The following is a 16,571-nucleotide window of genomic DNA, read 5'->3' as shown; positions in this document are numbered from 1 at the left end:
ATGCTTTCGAACTACCTGGGCGAATTCCTTGCGCTGGCGACGATCCACTTTCTCGCCGTCGTTGCGCCGGGGCCTGATTTCGCAGTGACTATTCGCCAGAGCGTGCGCTTTGGGCGTCTGGTCGGGATATGCACCGCACTCGGCATTGGCGCGGGCATTTCGGTGCACGTGCTGTACACCTTGCTTGGGGTCGGCGCGCTGATGCACACCACTCCCTGGCTGCTGACCGTGGCCAAGGTCGTGGGTGGCGCCTACATTCTTTACCTCGGCGTAAGCCTGCTGCGCAGCAAACCCAAATCGACGATTGAAGGCGACAAGGTTGCAGAGGAACCTGCTGAACAACAGACCCTGTTCAAGGMATTCACCACGGGTTTTCTGACCAACGCCACCAATCCGAAGGCCACGCTGTTCTTCCTGGCAATTTTCACCACCCTCATCAGCGTCTCGACACCGCTGCAGATTCAGGCGCTGTATGGGCTGTGGATGTGCTTCGTGAACGCTGTGTGGTTTGTGATTGTGGCGCTGTTCTTTTCCAGCGCTCGGGTGCGACTGATGTTCATGCGTATGGGCCACTGGTTCGAGCGAACCATGGGGGTGATCCTGATTTTGTTCGCCGGACGCTTGATTCTGTCGATGTAAATCGTGCCCGCTCATAGGCGCGCCCTCACCCCGTAGCGGGTGTTAGCCCTGCGAGGACTTCGTCCTCGAACGCAGCCTCGCAGGCTCGACAGCCGCTACAAGAGTTGGCGCAAATAGACGCGTAGATACCGGTGGTGCTTACTTCAGATTGCCACTGAGGAACTGCTTCAGCCGTTCGCTCTTCGGATTACCCAGCACATCTTCAGGCGCGCCCTCTTCCTCTACCCGCCCCTGATGCAGGAACAGCACCTGATTCGACACTTTGCGGGCGAAGCTCATTTCGTGGGTCACCATGATCATGGTCCGACCTTCTTCGGCCAGGCCCTGGATTACCTTGAGCACTTCGCCCACCAGCTCCGGGTCCAACGCCGAGGTCGGTTCGTCGAACAGCATGACTTCCGGCTCCATCGCCAGTGCGCGGGCAATCGCCACCCGCTGCTGCTGGCCGCCCGACAGGAACGCCGGGTACTGCTCCGCCACGCGGGCCGGCAGGCCGACCTTGTCCAGGTAACGCCGGGCGCGATCTTCAGCGTCTTTCTTGCTGACGCCCAACACCCGGCGCGGGGCCATGGTGATGTTTTCCAGCACGGTCATGTGGCCCCACAGGTTGAAGTGCTGGAACACCATCGCCAGACGGGTGCGCAGTCGTTGCAGCTCGGCATCGTCGGCCACGTGCATGCCATGGTGGTCTTTGACCATGCGAATCTGCTTGCCGTCCAGGCTCATCGCGCCGTCGTTGGGCGTTTCGAGAAAGTTGATGCAGCGCAAAAAGGTGCTTTTGCCCGAGCCGCTGGCGCCGATCAGGCTGATCACGTCACCGGTTTTGGCTTTCAGGGAAACGCCCTTGAGCACTTCGTGGCTACCGTAGCTCTTGTGTAGTTCTTCAACAGTCAATTTGTACATGTGCGCAAGCATCCTCTAAGGGAAAATGGGTCGCCGCTGCGTAGACGTCGCAAGCGGCGACAAAGCCCGTGGCCTGATGAACGGCCGTACAGAGCGCTAAGTCCTAGTGAGCCGGGCCCAGAAAAGCCAGCCAGCGACGTTCGGCAATGCGGAACAGTCCGACCAGCGCAAAGGTCACCAACAGGTAGATCAGCGCGGTAATGCCGAACGACTGAAAGGTCAAAAAGGTCGCCGAGTTGGCGTCCCGTGCCACTTTCAAAATGTCCGGGACGGTGGCGGTGAAGGCCACGGTGGTCGAGTGCAGCATGAGGATCACTTCGTTGCTGTAGTACGGCAACGAGCGACGCAGGGCCGACGGCATGATCACGTAGGCATAGAGCTTCCAACCCGTCAGACCGTAGGCTTTGGCGGCTTCGACTTCACCGTGGTTCATGCTGCGAATCGCCCCGGCGAAAATCTCCGTGGTGTAGGCGCAGGTGTTCAGGGCAAAGGCTAAGATGGTGCAGTTCATCGCATCGCGAAAGAACGCATCGAGCAGCGGTTGCGCACGGACTGCAGCCAGGCTGTAGATCCCGGTGTAGCAAATCAGCAACTGGATATACAGCGGTGTGCCGCGAAACAGGTAGGTGTAGAACTGCACCGGCCAGCGCACGTAAAGCTTGTTGGAAACCCGGGCAATCGACAGTGGAACCGACACCAGGAACCCGATGAAGATCGAGGCGCTGAGCAGCCACAGGGTCATGGCCAGGCCAGTGATGTGGTAACCGTCGCTATAGAGAAAAGGCTTCCAGTAGTCCTGCAGTAATTCGATCATCGTACAGCCTCCCGGGAACCTGCCGCGTAATGCCGTTCGAGCCAGCGCAGGACATAGTTCGACGCGCTGGTGATCACCAGGTAGATCAGCGCCGCCAACACCAGAAAAAAGAACAGTTGATAGGAGCTTTTACCGGCGTCCTGAGCGGCCTTGACCAGGTCCGCCAGGCCGATGATCGACACCAGCGCGGTGGCCTTGAGGATCACCATCCAGTTATTGCCGATGCCCGGCAGGGCGAAGCGCATCATTTGCGGGAACACCACGAAGCGAAAGCGCTGGGCACGGCTCAAGCCGTAGGCCGTGGCGGCTTCCATCTGCCCGCGGGGCACAGCGAGGATCGCGCCGCGAAAGGTCTCGGTGAAATACGCGCCGTAGATGAACCCCAGGGTGATGATCCCGGCGGCGAACGGATTGATCTCGATATATTCCCAGCCCAGCACCTCGGTGAAACTGGTCAACCAGGTTTGCAGGCTGTAGAAAATCAGCAGCATCAGCACCAGGTCCGGTACCCCGCGAATCAGCGTGGTGTAGAGCTGGGCCGGAATCCGCAACAGTTTGACGCTGGACAGTTTGGCACTGGCGCCGATCAGGCCGAGCAGAACGCTCAACAGCAGCGACAGTATCGATAACTTGACGGTCATCCAGGAGCCTTCCAGCAACAGAGGGCCGAACCCCTTCAAGCTGAATCCGGAGAGCCCGAGTGTCTGCAAAAGTGCTTCGAACATAATTCAGGAACCTATCGCGATAAAAAAGCGCCCGTCCCGAGGACGGGCACCGGGGCCTTACTTGCCGCTGTAGAGACTCAGATCACCGAAGTGTTTCTTCTGGATCGAGTCGTAGGTGCCGTCATCGTGGATCGCCTTGATGCCTTTATCGAGAAGGGCCTTGAGCTCGGTGTTGCCTTTGGCGATACCCACCGCCGTTTTAGCGGGCAACAACTCGCTGTCGATCGGTTGGCTGACCTCGTAATCAGCCCCTTGCGGCGACTTCAAAAAGCTCAGCTTGGCTTGCAGCATGTCCTGGATCGTGGCGTCGAGGCGACCGGACATCAAGTCCGCGTAAACCTGGTCCTGGTTGGCGTAGGCCTTGGTTTCTACCCCGGCCTTGTCCAGTACGGCCTTGGCGTAGGCTTCCTGGATGGTGCCTTGCTCGTAGCCGACTTTTTTACCCTTGAGCGAGGCTACGTCAGAAACGCTGGAGCCTTTCTTGTAGACCAGAGCGGTCGGGCCGGAGAACAGCTCGCTGGAGAAGTCGATGACTTTCTCACGGGCCGGAGTCACGGTCATGGAAGAGATCACGCCGTCGAACTTGTTGGCTTTCAGGCCTGGAATCGTGCCGTCGAAATCGCTCTCGACCCATTTGCACTTGACCTTCAGCTCAGCGCAGATCGCGTTACCCAGATCGATGTCGAAACCCACCAGGCTGCCGTCAGCCGCTTTGGACTCGAACGGAGCGTAGGAAGGGTCAACCCCAAAACGCAGCTCTTTGTACTCTTTGGCCGTGGCTACGCCTGCGGCCATGCACAAGGTCAAAGCAGAAAGGGTCAGCAATGTTCTTTTCATTATTATCAATTCCTAAAACCACTACGGGCGCTTGTGGCGCATGGGTGCTGTTACTGGAATGCGGGTGACGCTGTGAACCTGAACCTCAAGTACGTGCTTTGAAGCCATCTTGTGCGTCAACACTTTTCGAGGACTCTTACGCACACACACTTACTTGTACATACAAGCATATGCAATCAACCAGCCAACTCGCTGAATGGCAACTGAAGAAAGCTTTTGAAGCAACAGGAAGGCGTCTGGAACGGGGCTTTTGGAATGATCAAAAAAATCTTGAGGGTGGCCGAGCCGCTTTCGTGGATGTTACCGGAGCCACGTTTTTGCGCCGTGTTGGTGCATCCGGTAACAATTTGAAAGGACACATTACGTGTGGAAATACCCCGTCGCGGGGCCAGCTCGCGGGTGAATGCACAGCTCGAAAAACAGCAGCGCACCCACATTTGCACAGAAGTTTTTCTTCTAAACAATGGCGCTTTGCCTCGGTTGAACTACCTTCAAGCAAAGAGCAAATCATAGGGTTTTGAGTTGTCCACGTTTTGTTCAGCGATCAGATAGCGAATTGGCAGAAGGAGATACCTCACTATGATCCTGGCTGGCGTTTTTCTGCTTTGTGGCCTGATTGCCAGTTGTTTTTTGGGGGAACCACGTCGGCTGACAGCACTGTTTATAGCCACTGTTGCTGTCGAGCCTGTGCATATCGCTCCGGTCGGTTGCCTGTGCGAACCAAACAAGGTTGGCAAAAAACCTCATGTGCCCCGAGACCAGGTATCTGGATCACTAACGACAGTTTTAGCGCAGGTCGCGCGCAGGTCAGTCAGACCCGCGTATTGCACCTGTTAGCGCGCAGCACCCAGCAATATTGCCAGGACCATTAATGGTTAGTGGTCTGGTGAAGTGGAGGGCCGGCCCGGGCGCCATGAAGCGATCCAGGGTAACCAGGTTAGCCCGCAGATGGCCTATTCAGCGAGGATGCACTTAATGAGCTATCGTACCGTGCCCGCTTTCAAACGAATTATCCATGGCCTGTTGTGGATGGGCCTTGGTGTGGATGCGGCTCAGGCCGCGGCGAACAATTGCTCGCAACTGGCCAGTCTGCCCGCCGTGTTCGAGGTCGGCCAAGGGCTTCAGGATGAGTTGCGTATGCCAGTCCCGATCAAGCAACTGGCAGTGGGCGACCCGAAGGTTGCCGACGTGCAAACCAGCAGCAGCAACTCCTTTATCCTCACGGGTGTAGCTCCCGGAGCCACCAGCCTGATGGTCTGGACCGCCTGCTCGCCCACACCGCGCCAAAGCATGGTGTTCGTCAAGGGCAAGGCCACCGCAGCGCTGACCAGCGTGTCGACGGTGCCTTCTGCAGACCCGCTGTTGCCGAGCCAGGTGCAGACCGATATTCGCTTCGTCGAAGTCAGTCGCACCAAACTGAAAGAGGCCAGCACGTCGATCTTCGGCAAGAGCGGCAATTTTCTGTTCGGCTCGCCAGGCTCTGTACCCGGGGTGACCGTAACCCCCGGCCACATTGGTAATCTGGCGCCAAACATCCCGCTCAATAACGACACGTTCAATATCGGCTTTGGCGGCGGCAATGTGCTGGGGATGATCAATGCGCTGGAAGGCAGTGGCTTTGCCTATACCCTGGCGCGGCCGAGCCTTGTAGCACTCAGCGGACAAAGTGCGAGCTTCCTGGCCGGTGGTGAAGTGCCGATTCCGGTGCCCAGTTCAGGCAGCGACAACATCTCCATCGAATACAAGGAGTTCGGTGTCCGCCTGACCCTGACCCCGACCATCATCGACAAGGGTCGCATTGCCCTGAAGGTAGCACCCGAGGTCAGCGAGCTGGACTTCACCAAGGCCATCCAGATCGCCGGCACCGTGGTCCCGGCATTTACCGTGCGCCGTACCGATACCAGCATTTCCCTGGCCGATGGCGAAAGCTTCGTCATCAGCGGCCTGATCAGTACCAGCAACAGCTCCCAGGTGAACAAGTTTCCGGGGTTGGGCGATATCCCGATTCTCGGCGCGTTCTTCCGCAATAACTCCATCAACCGTGAAGAACGCGAACTGTTGATGATCGTTACTCCGCACCTGGTTCAACCGTTGGCAGTCAACGCAAAACTGCCGTCATTGCCGGGTGAGCAACTGCGCAATTACGACCCGAACTTCTACCGCATGTACTTCCTCGACAACGGTGATTTCGACAGCCGCATGGGGCTCTCGCAATGAGCCTGGTTCAACGTGTTGTAACCAGAGGACACTCAATGAAAGCGCTCATGGCAATAGCGGCGACGGTGATGCTCGCAGGGTGTGCCACAAATGGCCTGTCTTCGCGACCCAGTAGTTGCTCGAGCCCAAGCTCCGATCAGCAGTTGTCGCTGAACCTGGCCGACGACATGACCAACGATAGCCGTTTGTATGCCAGCCTGGCGAATCTGGAAGGGCTGCCTGATGACCTGCCGCAGGTTCGCCTGCGCAAGGCTCGAGTACTGCGCCTGCTGGGCCGTAACGAGGCCGAACCGTTGTACAAGAGCCTGCTCGGCACGTGCCTGGCCGCTGAAGGCGAGCACGGTCTGGGCCAGTTGGCCGTGGCCAGAAATGATAATGCGGCCGCGGTCGATCACCTGGAACGTGCGATGAGGATGGCCCCCACCGACGACAAAATCCGTAATGACCTGGGGGTCGTCTACCTCAACCAGCGTCGGCCCAATGAGGCACGCTTTCAGTTTATGACCGCCATGGAACTCAAGCCGTCAGACTCGCTGGCGGCACTCAATTTGGTGACGCTGCTGATCTATCAGGACAACTGGAAGCAGGCTGCCGAACTCGCAAACCGCGCCAGCCTGAGCCCCAAGCAAGTCTCGGATGCTCAAGCTCGCGCGGAAAGACTCAAGGCCCCGGCCAAAAAAGTGGTGGCTACCGAGGGTAAAGGCATGACAGAGGTAGTCAATGCCTCAGCCAATGCGATCAAGTAGACAAGACGAGGAGTCGCAAATGAATACCAAGAGGCTGTTGATAGTGTGCATGGCTTGCCTGTCCACGACCGCCTGGGCTATTGAGCCTGGGCCCTCTTCGGTGCCGCAGCAAGGCACGGAACAATGGATGCAACTACAGATTCGCGGCGTAGTGGCGTCCCCTCGACTGCAGAGCGTTTCGGCCACCGAACGTGACCTTTCCATGCAACGCTGGTTGGATAGTTTCACCCACCCGATTCCTGAACATTTTGACCAGAAGGCAGCGGGTAGCATGAGCAACGGCGGCAAATGAGCCACGTCAGTGGGCGATCCTCTGGCGTAGACCAACGTTACCTGGCAAGAACGTCAGGGCCAGGAACGTGCGTGGTTAAACGAATAAAAGGATAAAAGTGGATCAGGCGCCGGGCCTGATCCACTTTATATTTGCTCCACCCTGTGCTCCGACAGGAGCCGCCATCCTGCTTGGCAGCCCCCCCCGCTTATCTCACCCAAATGTTTTGAGCACCCCGAGCAGAGCCGGCCCAATAGCGACCAGGAAGAAGCTCGGCCACAGACAGAAAATCAGTGGGAATATCAACTTGGTACCAATTTTCGCCCCCATCTCTTCGGCTGCCTGCGTACGCCGGTCGCGAAACTCATCGGCGTAGATGCGCAGGGTATCGGCCACACTGGTACCGAAGCGGATACTCTGCCCCAACAGGCTGACCAACCCTTGCACGTCTTCCAGCCCGGTGCGCACGGCCAGTTGCTTGAGCGCCTCGGTACTGGTGATGCCGGCACGGATTTGCGCATTGACCAGCGCCAGTTCCTCTGCCAGCTCGACCTGGCTGACCGACATCTCCTCTGCCACCCGTTCGATAGTCGTGGGCAAGGCCAGGCCCGACTCCACGCAGACCACCATCAGATCCAGGGCATCCGGAAACGCGACACGCAGCCGGGCCTGACGCAGCTGTTTGCGCTTGCCGATATACATCGCTGGCAACAGCCAACCGACAGCGGCTGCCATGAGCACCAGCAATAGGCCCAGGGTCAGAGAAACACGAGGAATCAGTGGCAACACCAGTAGCGAAATGCCGACCAATATCAGCGGTAACAACAAGCGCACTGCCCAGTACATCTGCACCGCCGAAGACGAGCGATACCCTGCGTGCATCAACATCAGCTGGGTTGCGGATGCCTGAGCGGTTTCGGAGGAGCCAAAACGCTGGCCGACGCGCTCCAGCAACAGTTGCAGATTACCCGGCGCGTCTGGCCCCCCTGCACTCCCGTAATGCCCCCGCTTGATCAGCGCAAGGCGACGTTGCATCGGGTCCTGAAGCCCCAACACCAGCAATACCACGGTGGCGACCGCGAGCACCGTACTCACCCCTATCGCACTGACGAACAACAGGCGCGCCAGCGCCTCATTACCCGTCACCCGACTCAACAACCCGAGCAAATAGTCCATGACCTGCACCTCCACGTGGCGAATACCGCTTAAACCTGAATCCGGATGATTTTGCGGATCCAGACAATCCCGACCAACATCGCGCAGAACGCCCCGATGATCAGCTTGTGACCGAGCGGATCATTGGTCAGCACAGACAGGTAGCTGGGGGTCGTGATCAGGATCACCGCCGCCAGCACGAAGGGAATTGACACCAGCACCCAGGCCGACATCCGCCCTTCGGCCGACAAAGTCTTGATCTTGCGCTGGAAGCGAAAGCGCCCCCTGATCAACCGACTCAAACGCTCCAGCACTTCGGTCAGATTACCGCCGGTCTCGCGATGGATGAGGATCGAGGTCACCAGCATCATCACCGTCATGCTCGGCATACGCTCCAGCAGGCCGAGCATGGCCCGACGTACATCATTGCCATAGTTGATATCGGCGAAGGTCAGACCGAACTCATGCGCCACCGGCCCTTTGTGCTCTTCGGCGACCAAACGCAGGGTTTCGTTGAATGGATGCCCGGCGCGCAACGCCCGGCACATGGCATCCAGCGCATCCGGCAAACCCTCCTCAAACTCGGCAAAGCGTTTGTTGCGGTCACGGAGGATTTTCAGCAGCGGCAGCCAAGCCACCGCAAAGGCCACCGCCAACGCCATCCACCAGAGTGACGAGAACAAGAAGACCAGGGCTCCTGCACCAACCCCCATGGCGATCCCGAGAAACAACACCCGATAAGCCCGATATTCATGCCCGGACTGCTCGATCAGTTGTGTCAGGCTTGCCATAAACGGCAGTTGCTCAAGCCAGGCCTCCAGTGGCGACAAGCGTGTCAGGTATTTCTGCCTCAATACCGTCTGCATGTTGGGTAGATTGTTGGCTTTCTCCAGCACATGCAGGCGGCCGCGAATGCGCTTGCGCATCTTGCCTGCCTCACCGAACACCGGTACCACCACCCCCTGGGACAGGAGGAAGACGGCGATAAACACCATGCCGAGAAAGATCAGAATGAACTCACCGGATATATGGTTCATGACTGCCGTGCCTCCATCCATTCAGGCCTGAACAGGGTCAGTGGCAATTCGATGCCGCGCTTGGCCAATACGTCGCGAAAGGACGGAATCATGCCGCTAGGCCGATAATCACCAAGCACTTCACCGTGTTCGCCAATGCCGCTGCGTGCAAACGAGAAAATCTCGGTCATGGTGATGATCTCGCCTTCCATGCCGTTGATCTCCTGCACGCTGACCAGGCGCCGCTTACCGTCTTCCTGACGTTCCAGCTGGATCACCACATCAATGGCCGAAGCGATTTGCTGACGCATGGCCTTGATCGGGAAAGTCGCACCGGTCATCGACACCATGTTCTCGATTCGCCCCAATGCATCGCGCGCGGTATTGGCGTGGATCGTGGTCAGCGAACCGTCGTGGCCGGTGTTCATCGCCGTTAGCATGTCCAGCGCTTCAGCGCCACGGACTTCGCCGATCACAATGCGGTCGGGGCGCATCCGCAAACTGTTGCGCACCAATTCGCGCTGGCTCACCTCGCCACGCCCCTCGATGTTCGATGGACGGGTTTCCAGGCGCACCACATGGGGCTGCTGCAGTTGCAGTTCGGCCGAGTCTTCGATGGTGACGATCCGCTCGTTTTGCGGAATGAAACTGGACAGCACATTGAGCATGGTGGTTTTGCCGCTGCCGGTACCGCCGGAGATCAGCACATTCAAGCGCCCGCGAACAATCGCCTTGAGCAGCAGAGCAATGGCCGGGGTCAAGGTACCCACCTGGATCAGGCTATCGGTATTGAGCAGGTCCACGGCAAAACGGCGGATCGACACGCTCGGTCCGTCAATGGCCAGCGGTGGAATAATCGCGTTGACCCGCGAACCGTCCTTGAGTCGGGCGTCCACCAACGGCGAGGACTCATCGATGCGCCGCCCCAGACTGGAAACGATGCGATCGATGATGTTCAGCAAATGCTGATCGTCGCGAAATCGCACATCGGTCCTTTGCAGCTTGCCGAAACGTTCGACATACACTGAGGCAAAGCCGTTGACCAGAATGTCCGACACGGTGTGATCCGCCAGTAACGGCTCCAGTGGGCCAAGGCCCAGCACCTCATCGGTGATCTGCTTGATGATCAACTGACGGCTGACCGAACTCACGGGGGCTGAATGCTCATCCAGCAAGCGCTGGCAAATCTCGCGAATCTGCCGCGTGGCCTCGGCCTGCTCAAGGGAATCGAGCAAGGACAGGTCCATGACCTTGAGCAACTGCTGGTAGATTTTTTCCCGCCACTCGGCCTCCACCGGGGTGACCTGGCTCCGGGTTTCGTAAATAACGTCTGGAACCGAATGTTCCCACGCCATCAATTCCTCGGCCGGGTCCAGCAGGTCGTCACCCGGCTGACCAGGCAACGATGCGGCGGGTTTACCGGACTGTTTGCGCAAGCGGTTACGAAAGTCGCTGATCATGGGTTATCCCCCGAAAAAACGGTTGAAGGCACGTTTGAACAAGCCTTTGTTCCCGGTCATCTGCTTACCGACCAACGCCTCGGACATCTGGCGTACGGCGACGCTGATCGGAGCCCGCGGTGCTTGCACCCCCAACGGCACACCAGAGTTCTGACTCTGGCTGACCAGGTTGAAGTCGTTGGGTAATTTCAACAGGTTCGCGCAGCGTAGCGCCTCGCCGATATCCTTGAGGCTGATGGCCGCCGCCTTGTCATAGCGGTTGACCACCACCTGCAATTGATCCCCGCGCACGCCCAGGTCTTCGCGAAGAATCCGCGTCAGGGAGCTGGCATCGCGTAGATGGCTGACGCTCTGCTGCACCACGACGTACACCCGATCCGCCTGCTCCAGCACGGAGCCTGTGAGGTGGTCGATTTGCCGTGGCAGGTCGACCACCACCCAGTCATAGCTGGCGCGGGCCAACTGCAACAGGGCATCGAGTTGCTCGGGCTGGGCATCCTGCGGCAGACACAACTCACCGGCCCGCCCACCCAGCACATGCAAGGTCGGGCTGAAGTGGCTGCAAAAACCGCGTAGCGCAACGCTGTCCATGTCTTCGACCTGCTGCAACACCTCCAGGTGGCTGTGCGACTGCGCCACATCGAGGTAATGCGTCACGCTGCCAAATTGCAGGTCCATGTCCAAAAGCAGGGTATTGCCGCCCTTGACGCTAAGCTGGTGAGCCAGGTTGCAGGCCAGCAAGGTACTGCCGGAGCCGCCCTTGGCGCCCATCACGGCAATCAGCTTCCCTTCTACCCCACTGTTGACCCGGACCTCTGTGACCAGACGACTCAAGGCTGAAACCAGTTCTGTCTCGGCTATCGGTTCCGGCAAGACATCACGGGCGCCGGCCTGCATCGCCAGGCGCATGGCGTCCTGCTCGTTCAACAGGCCACACACCAGCAGCGGCGGACGCTCATGGGCCGGATGCTGTAACAGTGCCGCCAGCTCCTCACGCCACAGATGGCTGACACGCACCAATAACAGATCGGGCATCCGCTCCAGACCATAAAGCGGGTCGACATGCCCATTACTCACCAGGCGCGTGCTCACTTCCAGGCTCGGCATCCGCTGGCAAACGCTTTGCAGATCACGCAGTGCCGTGGCATCACGGCTGCTGATCAGCAATCGCAGCCCGGGCTTGCCGGTCGTCGCGGTGCTTAACGATGTTTCCTTTATATTCAGCATGGGGTGACCTCCCCTGACTCGGAATGATGCCCAAGGCTTTCGCGTGGCAAGGTTGCCCTGATGGTGGGCAACGTAATGGGCACGCCAAACCCGGGGATAAACAGATTGAATACGTAGCTTTGCAGGCTCACCCGGACATAACGGATGGCACGGAATCCGGTGGCGCTAACGGTGTCGGTGGGGTTGGTCACCAGCGCACCGTTCGCGTCCAGGTAAGTCAGCGTCAGGTTGCCAGTGCCCAGATTGGTGATCAGCTGGCTGGTGCCGGTGTTGCCCGCGGGATTGAAGATCGCCCGCTGCAACACAGCCGGATCGCTGATGTTGCACACCGCCGCCAGGCGCGCACCGCGCCGCGCGGATTCATCGAGGGCATTGACCGTGAAGTACAGGCGGCCCATTTCCAGCACACCGAACAGCAGAACGAACACCAGCAAGCCGATGAAGGCGAACTCCACCACATAGACGCCGCGCATGTGTTTGCGATTCATCACAGAACCCTCATGACAGTTGTAGCGACCAGTGGAATGCTCAGTGCAATCGGATTGGCAAAGAGCCCGGTAATCGATCCGGTACAGGTACTCGCGCCAATCACCGGGCAGAAGGTATAGGTGATGGTGACCTGCACATGGTCGGTGCCCACGGCGGAGACCGCGACGTTGCCGGTCGTTAACCCCGACACCACAGGCGTTCCGGTGTTGGCCGGCACGCCATAGACCGCGACGTTTTTCGTCTGGGTCTGCAGCGTGCTGCTTAGCGCAACAGCGCCGAGCGTCGAGTTCCAGGCCTGGCTGGCGACGTAACGGCCGGCATCACGACTGGCCTGTAACAGGGTGTTGTACTGAAAGAGCATGCGACCAAACTCACCGAGGGCCAGCAACAGCAGCAGCATCAACGGCAGGACGAGGGTGAACTCCACCAATGCCATGCCTTGCTGGCCCTGCGTTTTTTTGAATGCGTGAAGTCTCATGACGCCTCCTACGAGTCAGTGCTCGGAGTGCCGCTGCCATTGATATAGGTTTTGTAGAGCTGAATGATCCGTGGGCCGGCATCACCTGAAGGATTAGGGCCGGGCACGTTGTCTCCTTCACACTCCTGGACGAACTGCCCGAAGATCTCCGAGGTAGTTCCACCATTGCTGACCGGCTGCACCACGAAATAGCAGCCAAAACCCAGGACTGGAATCGAAGTGGCACCATTATTTTTCCCGGAGCAGTCGCCAATCACGATTTTCAGCATCCGTCGCTCAAAAACCCCACCGCTCTGGCAGCCACTGCCCGAGCCGGCAACACACGCGGCGACACTTGCAACCCAGTCGTTGTAGTCCAAGAGTGCCGTACTGCCGGCGGAGAGATTGCCGTTGCTCGATGTCACGGGCTGGCCCTTGTACTCCGCCCGCGGCGGCGAGCTTGAGCTGTTCCAGGTGATCGCGGGTGTGCTGGAGCTAACGATCATATCTGGCGGATAATCCGAGGCTTTGAGCCCTCCACTGTATTGGCCGAAGCGGGTGTTCAAACCTTGGGACACCGGACCGACCTGGTTGCCCGGTTGGGTCGTGACATTTTGCCCGACGCTGCGGCACACCGAGCCGCCTCCGGCCATATCCTGCCTGACCGTACTCCCACCCGAACCAAAATCGAGCAACTGAAAGTTACCTGGGCCAATGGCGGACGTACTGCCAGCGCCCGACTTCAAATCCTGTAAATCGCCAAAGTGATAGCCCCAGAACACCCCGGCGCTCGGGTTGTATTGACTCGGGTTACCACACACCATCAGTGGCGCGAGATCGCAGGGGCTGGTGGGGCTGGGGCCGGCGGTAGCCATTGCCGCCACCGCCTTGTTGCCCAGACCGCCACCGCCCAATGCCTGGATGAAGCTCCAGAAAAAACCGGTCAGGCTATAGTTCGGTACCGTTACCCGAACGTAAGTGGCATTCGCCGGCCCTGGGTAGGAGAACGGTCCGTAAACGTTGTTGGCCAGTTCCACCACTGCGAAAGCGCCTGCGTTGCCACCGATGGCTGTCGCCAGTTCGGCGTTGCCCGTGGCATTGGCATTCAGTGTCAGCGTATTCAGTGCGGCAGTGCGCGTTGTGCTGGCAATGCTGGTACCGCCGGTGACCTGACTCAGGGTTTTGGCGCCGCTCAGGGCGGCGGCATCCACTGCATTTTGCAGGCGGGTCTTGTTTAGCAGCATGTGGCCGCCGTCCAGCGCCAATGCCGCCATCATGGTAATCGCCGCCAACGCGATCACCATCAGTACGGTCACCGATCCCCGCTGGCGCCTTGGCGTTACCGGAAACGGCCGTTGAATTCGAGAATTCATGATCAAGCCCTCATTTGCCGATACGGACCCGAATCGGCTCCGCCACTACCTGGGTACCCATTGCGCCTTGTCAGCGCACATTGACTACATGGGATTCAATGCCACGAATAACGGTGACAGCCCCGCCGTTACCGCCGCCACGGTGTACCACGCGTCTTGGCGCCGTTTCGGTGGCCATGGCAATGGTCTGCGTAACAGGCGCAGCAGGTGCTACCGGTGCGGGGGTCGGTTTTTTCGTGAGGTTCAGCGGGTTGCGCAGGGCCAGTTGCAACTTCCCTTCGGTCTGCGCGGTGACCAGGGCTTCCGCCTCGGTGGTGGTCATTTCCAGTGTCACGGCACGCACCACCACTGGCTGCGTCTTGTCGGTGCCTGCGGTCTGATCCACCGCCAACACGCGCAAGTTCTCGAGGATGGTCCGCGACACGGCGTTGTTGCTGCTGCCATCGGTGTGCTTGGTCGCCAGCACATCGACCCGGTTACCCGGCAACAGGAACCCGCCGACCCCGACCACATCGTCCACCCGTACCGAAATGGCGCGTTTGTCGGGAGCAATCAAAGAGGCCAGGGTGCTGCCACCCAAGTGTTCACTGAGGCGCGCCCCCCGCACGATGTCGCCGCGCAGGATGTCGAACGTGGCGATCTTGCCCACGGCCTTGTCGCTGGAATCGAAGGCATCGTCCGGGATCGTATCCATGGGCATGCGCACGGTCGTGACCTGCTGGGCCTCGACCATCTGCCCGAAAGGAATCTCGACCGTGGCGACTACCACGCTTCGAAGGTGATCATCCGGGCTGGCATTGAGCCGTGCGCTCAGCCAGGAATTGGCCATCCATGCGGCGCCGAGGCCCATGACCAACGAAATACCAATCAGCGTTGCAGTACGAGAGCTCATATCTGTATCTCCTACTCAAAGAAAGTCGAGCTGGACGAAGTAGTTGCTCCACGCCCATTCAAGCTCCTGCGGCGACAGTGGCCCGGAACCGCCCAGGTAACGCTGGCGATCGAGCGCCATGTTCAGGAGATCGCGGGGATGGCAAGGCACCAACGGCATGCCTTCGACGGCGTAAAGTTTCTGTAGTGCAAAGCGCACCAGCAGCGGGTCATGACGAATGCCCAAACGCTCGGACTCCTGCTGCCAGATCCGTTCGTACTCTTCGGGCTTCAGGTAGCCGAATTGCAGCTTGTAGCCGATCCGACGGAGGAAGGCCTCATCGGCCAACTCCAGGGGATTGAGGTTGGTGGAAAACACCAGAATCAGATCGAACGGCAGCTCGCAATGCCGCCCACCGCCCAGGTTGAGGAAATCGCGCTTCTCTTCCATCGGGACGATCCAGCGATTCAGCAGTTCGGCGGGCGGCATGCGCTGGCGCCCCATGTCGTCGATGATGAACAGGCCATTGCTGGCCTTGAGCTGCAAGGCGGCCTGGTACTGACGGGTGAAGGGGTCATAACGAATGTCCAGCTGTTCCATGCTCAATTCGCCGCCGGTGATGACGATCGGGCGTTTGCAGCACAGCAGCCGACGGTCGATCCCTTCGTTGAGCATCAAATTGTTCTGTGGACTGCCATCATCCAGCCGCTGGTGTACCTGCGGGTCATAGATCTCGATCACCGACTCGTTGATCACAATGGCATGGGGCACCCAGATGGCCTCGGCGAACAGGCGGATCAGCCGACTGCTGACATAGGTCTTGCCGGTCCCCGCAGGGCCATAAATCATGATCGCTCGCCCGGAGTTCAGCGCCACACCCAGTTGATCGAGCATCCCCTCAGTGAGCACTACGCCGTTGAGCGCCGTGCGCATATCATTCGCACTGATACGTCCGTGGTGAATGGTCTGTACCTTGAGCAGGGAGCGGTAGGCACTCACCGGGAACGGCGCCGCTCCGATATAGCCGCTACGCGACAGGGCATCGCGGGCAGCACTGCGACCGCGCTCGGTCAGGCCATAACGCAGCGGCTGCCCGCCCCCGACTTGCGCGCCCATCTGCCCAAGCACTTCGACACGACCATCCTTGCGCAGAAACGCCAGGACCTCTTCCATCACGGCGCCGGTCAGCGCCAGGCGCTCTACCAGCCGCGACATGTCCAGCACGCCGGCGTCATACAAATGCTTGCACACCAACTCGCCGAGAAAACTGTCCGTCAGCCCCGTCTCGCTGATAGTGCACGGTTGGGGAGCCAGGCGCTGCACCGCTTCTCGCTCATTGTGGCAGGCATCACTCTCGGCAATGACGTGCAT

At 59.2% G+C, this 16,571-nt stretch carries 18 protein-coding genes; 5 read left to right on the top strand and 13 right to left on the bottom strand.

Annotation, left to right across the window (positions count from 1 at the left end):
• Positions 1–639, top strand: coding sequence for a LysE family translocator (locus AC1DHT_RS08415; protein WP_477761324.1), 639 nt, complete (start codon positions 1–3; stop codon positions 637–639).
• 138 nt (positions 640–777) lie between these two features.
• Here the strand turns inward: AC1DHT_RS08415 and AC1DHT_RS08410 are convergent, their stop codons facing one another.
• From AC1DHT_RS08410 to AC1DHT_RS08395, 4 genes are all read right to left on the bottom strand, one after another.
• Complete coding sequence (locus AC1DHT_RS08410; RefSeq protein ID WP_103317702.1) at positions 778–1,542, bottom strand: ABC transporter ATP-binding protein; 765 nt, start codon at positions 1,540–1,542, stop codon at positions 778–780.
• 103 nt (positions 1,543–1,645) lie between these two features.
• Positions 1,646–2,356, bottom strand: a complete 711-nt coding sequence (locus AC1DHT_RS08405; protein WP_054593373.1) for an ABC transporter permease — start codon at positions 2,354–2,356, stop codon at positions 1,646–1,648.
• Positions 2,353–3,081, bottom strand: a complete 729-nt coding sequence (locus tag AC1DHT_RS08400) for an ABC transporter permease (protein ID WP_427532553.1) — start codon at positions 3,079–3,081, stop codon at positions 2,353–2,355. Before AC1DHT_RS08400 ends, AC1DHT_RS08405 begins: the two co-directional genes overlap by 4 nt.
• Positions 3,082–3,138: 57 nt before the next feature.
• Positions 3,139–3,918: a transporter substrate-binding domain-containing protein gene (locus tag AC1DHT_RS08395; RefSeq protein ID WP_054593375.1), complete on the bottom strand. Its 780-nt coding sequence runs from the start codon at positions 3,916–3,918 to the stop codon at positions 3,139–3,141.
• Between the two features lie 170 nt (positions 3,919–4,088).
• Here AC1DHT_RS08395 and AC1DHT_RS08390 point away from each other — a divergent pair, with 170 nt between their 5' ends.
• The 4 genes from AC1DHT_RS08390 to AC1DHT_RS08375 all read left to right on the top strand — a co-directional run bounded on the left by AC1DHT_RS08390 (position 4,089) and on the right by AC1DHT_RS08375 (position 7,173).
• Positions 4,089–4,439: a hypothetical protein gene (locus AC1DHT_RS08390; protein WP_427545259.1), complete on the top strand. Its 351-nt coding sequence runs from the start codon at positions 4,089–4,091 to the stop codon at positions 4,437–4,439.
• A gap of 454 nt (positions 4,440–4,893) precedes the next feature.
• Positions 4,894–6,135, top strand: a complete 1,242-nt coding sequence (locus AC1DHT_RS08385) for a type II and III secretion system protein family protein (protein ID WP_427532549.1) — start codon at positions 4,894–4,896, stop codon at positions 6,133–6,135.
• Positions 6,136–6,170: 35 nt separating this feature from the next.
• Positions 6,171–6,881 (top strand): tetratricopeptide repeat protein, encoded by a 711-nt coding sequence (locus AC1DHT_RS08380; RefSeq protein WP_427545257.1) that lies wholly within the window; start codon positions 6,171–6,173, stop codon positions 6,879–6,881.
• Between the two features lie 19 nt (positions 6,882–6,900).
• Positions 6,901–7,173: a DUF3613 domain-containing protein gene (locus tag AC1DHT_RS08375; RefSeq protein WP_054593378.1), complete on the top strand. Its 273-nt coding sequence runs from the start codon at positions 6,901–6,903 to the stop codon at positions 7,171–7,173.
• Between the two features lie 192 nt (positions 7,174–7,365).
• Here the strand turns inward: AC1DHT_RS08375 and AC1DHT_RS08370 are convergent, their stop codons facing one another.
• The 9 genes from AC1DHT_RS08370 to AC1DHT_RS08330 all read right to left on the bottom strand — a co-directional run bounded on the left by AC1DHT_RS08370 (position 7,366) and on the right by AC1DHT_RS08330 (position 16,571).
• Entirely contained in the window at positions 7,366–8,328 is a 963-nt protein-coding gene (locus AC1DHT_RS08370) for a type II secretion system F family protein (RefSeq protein ID WP_427545255.1), read from the bottom strand.
• Positions 8,329–8,357: 29 nt separating this feature from the next.
• A complete protein-coding gene (locus AC1DHT_RS08365) occupies positions 8,358–9,344 on the bottom strand; it encodes a type II secretion system F family protein (protein WP_427545253.1) in 987 nt (328 codons plus the stop codon).
• Positions 9,341–10,783 carry a TadA family conjugal transfer-associated ATPase gene (locus AC1DHT_RS08360; protein ID WP_427545251.1) on the bottom strand — a complete coding sequence of 481 codons (1,443 nt, stop codon included), beginning with the start codon at positions 10,781–10,783 and terminating at the stop codon, positions 9,341–9,343. Before AC1DHT_RS08360 ends, AC1DHT_RS08365 begins: the two co-directional genes overlap by 4 nt.
• 3 nt (positions 10,784–10,786) lie before the next feature.
• The gene (locus AC1DHT_RS08355; protein ID WP_427532540.1) at positions 10,787–12,010 is read right to left on the bottom strand and encodes an AAA family ATPase; all 1,224 of its coding nucleotides are present in this window, start codon (positions 12,008–12,010) and stop codon (positions 10,787–10,789) included.
• Entirely contained in the window at positions 12,004–12,498 is a 495-nt protein-coding gene (locus AC1DHT_RS08350; RefSeq protein WP_427545249.1) for a TadE/TadG family type IV pilus assembly protein, read from the bottom strand. Before AC1DHT_RS08350 ends, AC1DHT_RS08355 begins: the two co-directional genes overlap by 7 nt.
• Positions 12,498–12,977 carry a TadE/TadG family type IV pilus assembly protein gene (locus AC1DHT_RS08345; protein ID WP_427545247.1) on the bottom strand — a complete coding sequence of 160 codons (480 nt, stop codon included), beginning with the start codon at positions 12,975–12,977 and terminating at the stop codon, positions 12,498–12,500. Before AC1DHT_RS08345 ends, AC1DHT_RS08350 begins: the two co-directional genes overlap by 1 nt.
• A gap of 8 nt (positions 12,978–12,985) precedes the next feature.
• Positions 12,986–14,332: a pilus assembly protein TadG-related protein gene (locus AC1DHT_RS08340; protein WP_427545298.1), complete on the bottom strand. Its 1,347-nt coding sequence runs from the start codon at positions 14,330–14,332 to the stop codon at positions 12,986–12,988.
• Between the two features lie 67 nt (positions 14,333–14,399).
• A complete protein-coding gene (cpaB, locus tag AC1DHT_RS08335) occupies positions 14,400–15,221 on the bottom strand; it encodes a Flp pilus assembly protein CpaB (protein WP_427545245.1) in 822 nt (273 codons plus the stop codon).
• A 15-nt stretch (positions 15,222–15,236) separates the two neighbouring features.
• A complete protein-coding gene (locus AC1DHT_RS08330) occupies positions 15,237–16,571 on the bottom strand; it encodes an AAA family ATPase (RefSeq protein WP_427545243.1) in 1,335 nt (444 codons plus the stop codon).

The organism is Pseudomonas sp. 05N432 (assembly GCF_056396945.1).
This window is presented reverse-complemented; position numbering and strand designations above follow the sequence as displayed.

What these genes read in the sequence shown, in the direction of transcription:
- AC1DHT_RS08395 (WP_054593375.1), bottom strand. Translation starts at nt 3,918, where the DNA reads ATGAAAAGAACATTGCTGACCCTTTCTGCTTTGACCTTGTGCATGGCC.
- AC1DHT_RS08370 (WP_427545255.1), bottom strand. Translation starts at nt 8,328, where the DNA reads ATGGACTATTTGCTCGGGTTGTTGAGTCGGGTGACGGGTAATGAGGCG.
- AC1DHT_RS08330 (WP_427545243.1), bottom strand. Translation starts at nt 16,571, where the DNA reads ATGCACGTCATTGCCGAGAGTGATGCCTGCCACAATGAGCGAGAAGCG.
- AC1DHT_RS08385 (WP_427532549.1), top strand. Translation starts at nt 4,894, where the DNA reads ATGAGCTATCGTACCGTGCCCGCTTTCAAACGAATTATCCATGGCCTG.
- AC1DHT_RS08345 (WP_427545247.1), bottom strand. Translation starts at nt 12,977, where the DNA reads ATGAGACTTCACGCATTCAAAAAAACGCAGGGCCAGCAAGGCATGGCA.
- AC1DHT_RS08400 (WP_427532553.1), bottom strand. Translation starts at nt 3,081, where the DNA reads ATGTTCGAAGCACTTTTGCAGACACTCGGGCTCTCCGGATTCAGCTTG.
- cpaB (WP_427545245.1), bottom strand. Translation starts at nt 15,221, where the DNA reads ATGAGCTCTCGTACTGCAACGCTGATTGGTATTTCGTTGGTCATGGGC.
- AC1DHT_RS08355 (WP_427532540.1), bottom strand. Translation starts at nt 12,010, where the DNA reads ATGCTGAATATAAAGGAAACATCGTTAAGCACCGCGACGACCGGCAAG.
- AC1DHT_RS08390 (WP_427545259.1), top strand. Translation starts at nt 4,089, where the DNA reads ATGCAATCAACCAGCCAACTCGCTGAATGGCAACTGAAGAAAGCTTTT.
- AC1DHT_RS08360 (WP_427545251.1), bottom strand. Translation starts at nt 10,783, where the DNA reads ATGATCAGCGACTTTCGTAACCGCTTGCGCAAACAGTCCGGTAAACCC.
- AC1DHT_RS08350 (WP_427545249.1), bottom strand. Translation starts at nt 12,498, where the DNA reads ATGAATCGCAAACACATGCGCGGCGTCTATGTGGTGGAGTTCGCCTTC.
- AC1DHT_RS08410 (WP_103317702.1), bottom strand. Translation starts at nt 1,542, where the DNA reads ATGTACAAATTGACTGTTGAAGAACTACACAAGAGCTACGGTAGCCAC.
- AC1DHT_RS08380 (WP_427545257.1), top strand. Translation starts at nt 6,171, where the DNA reads ATGAAAGCGCTCATGGCAATAGCGGCGACGGTGATGCTCGCAGGGTGT.
- AC1DHT_RS08365 (WP_427545253.1), bottom strand. Translation starts at nt 9,344, where the DNA reads ATGAACCATATATCCGGTGAGTTCATTCTGATCTTTCTCGGCATGGTG.
- AC1DHT_RS08405 (WP_054593373.1), bottom strand. Translation starts at nt 2,356, where the DNA reads ATGATCGAATTACTGCAGGACTACTGGAAGCCTTTTCTCTATAGCGAC.
- AC1DHT_RS08375 (WP_054593378.1), top strand. Translation starts at nt 6,901, where the DNA reads ATGAATACCAAGAGGCTGTTGATAGTGTGCATGGCTTGCCTGTCCACG.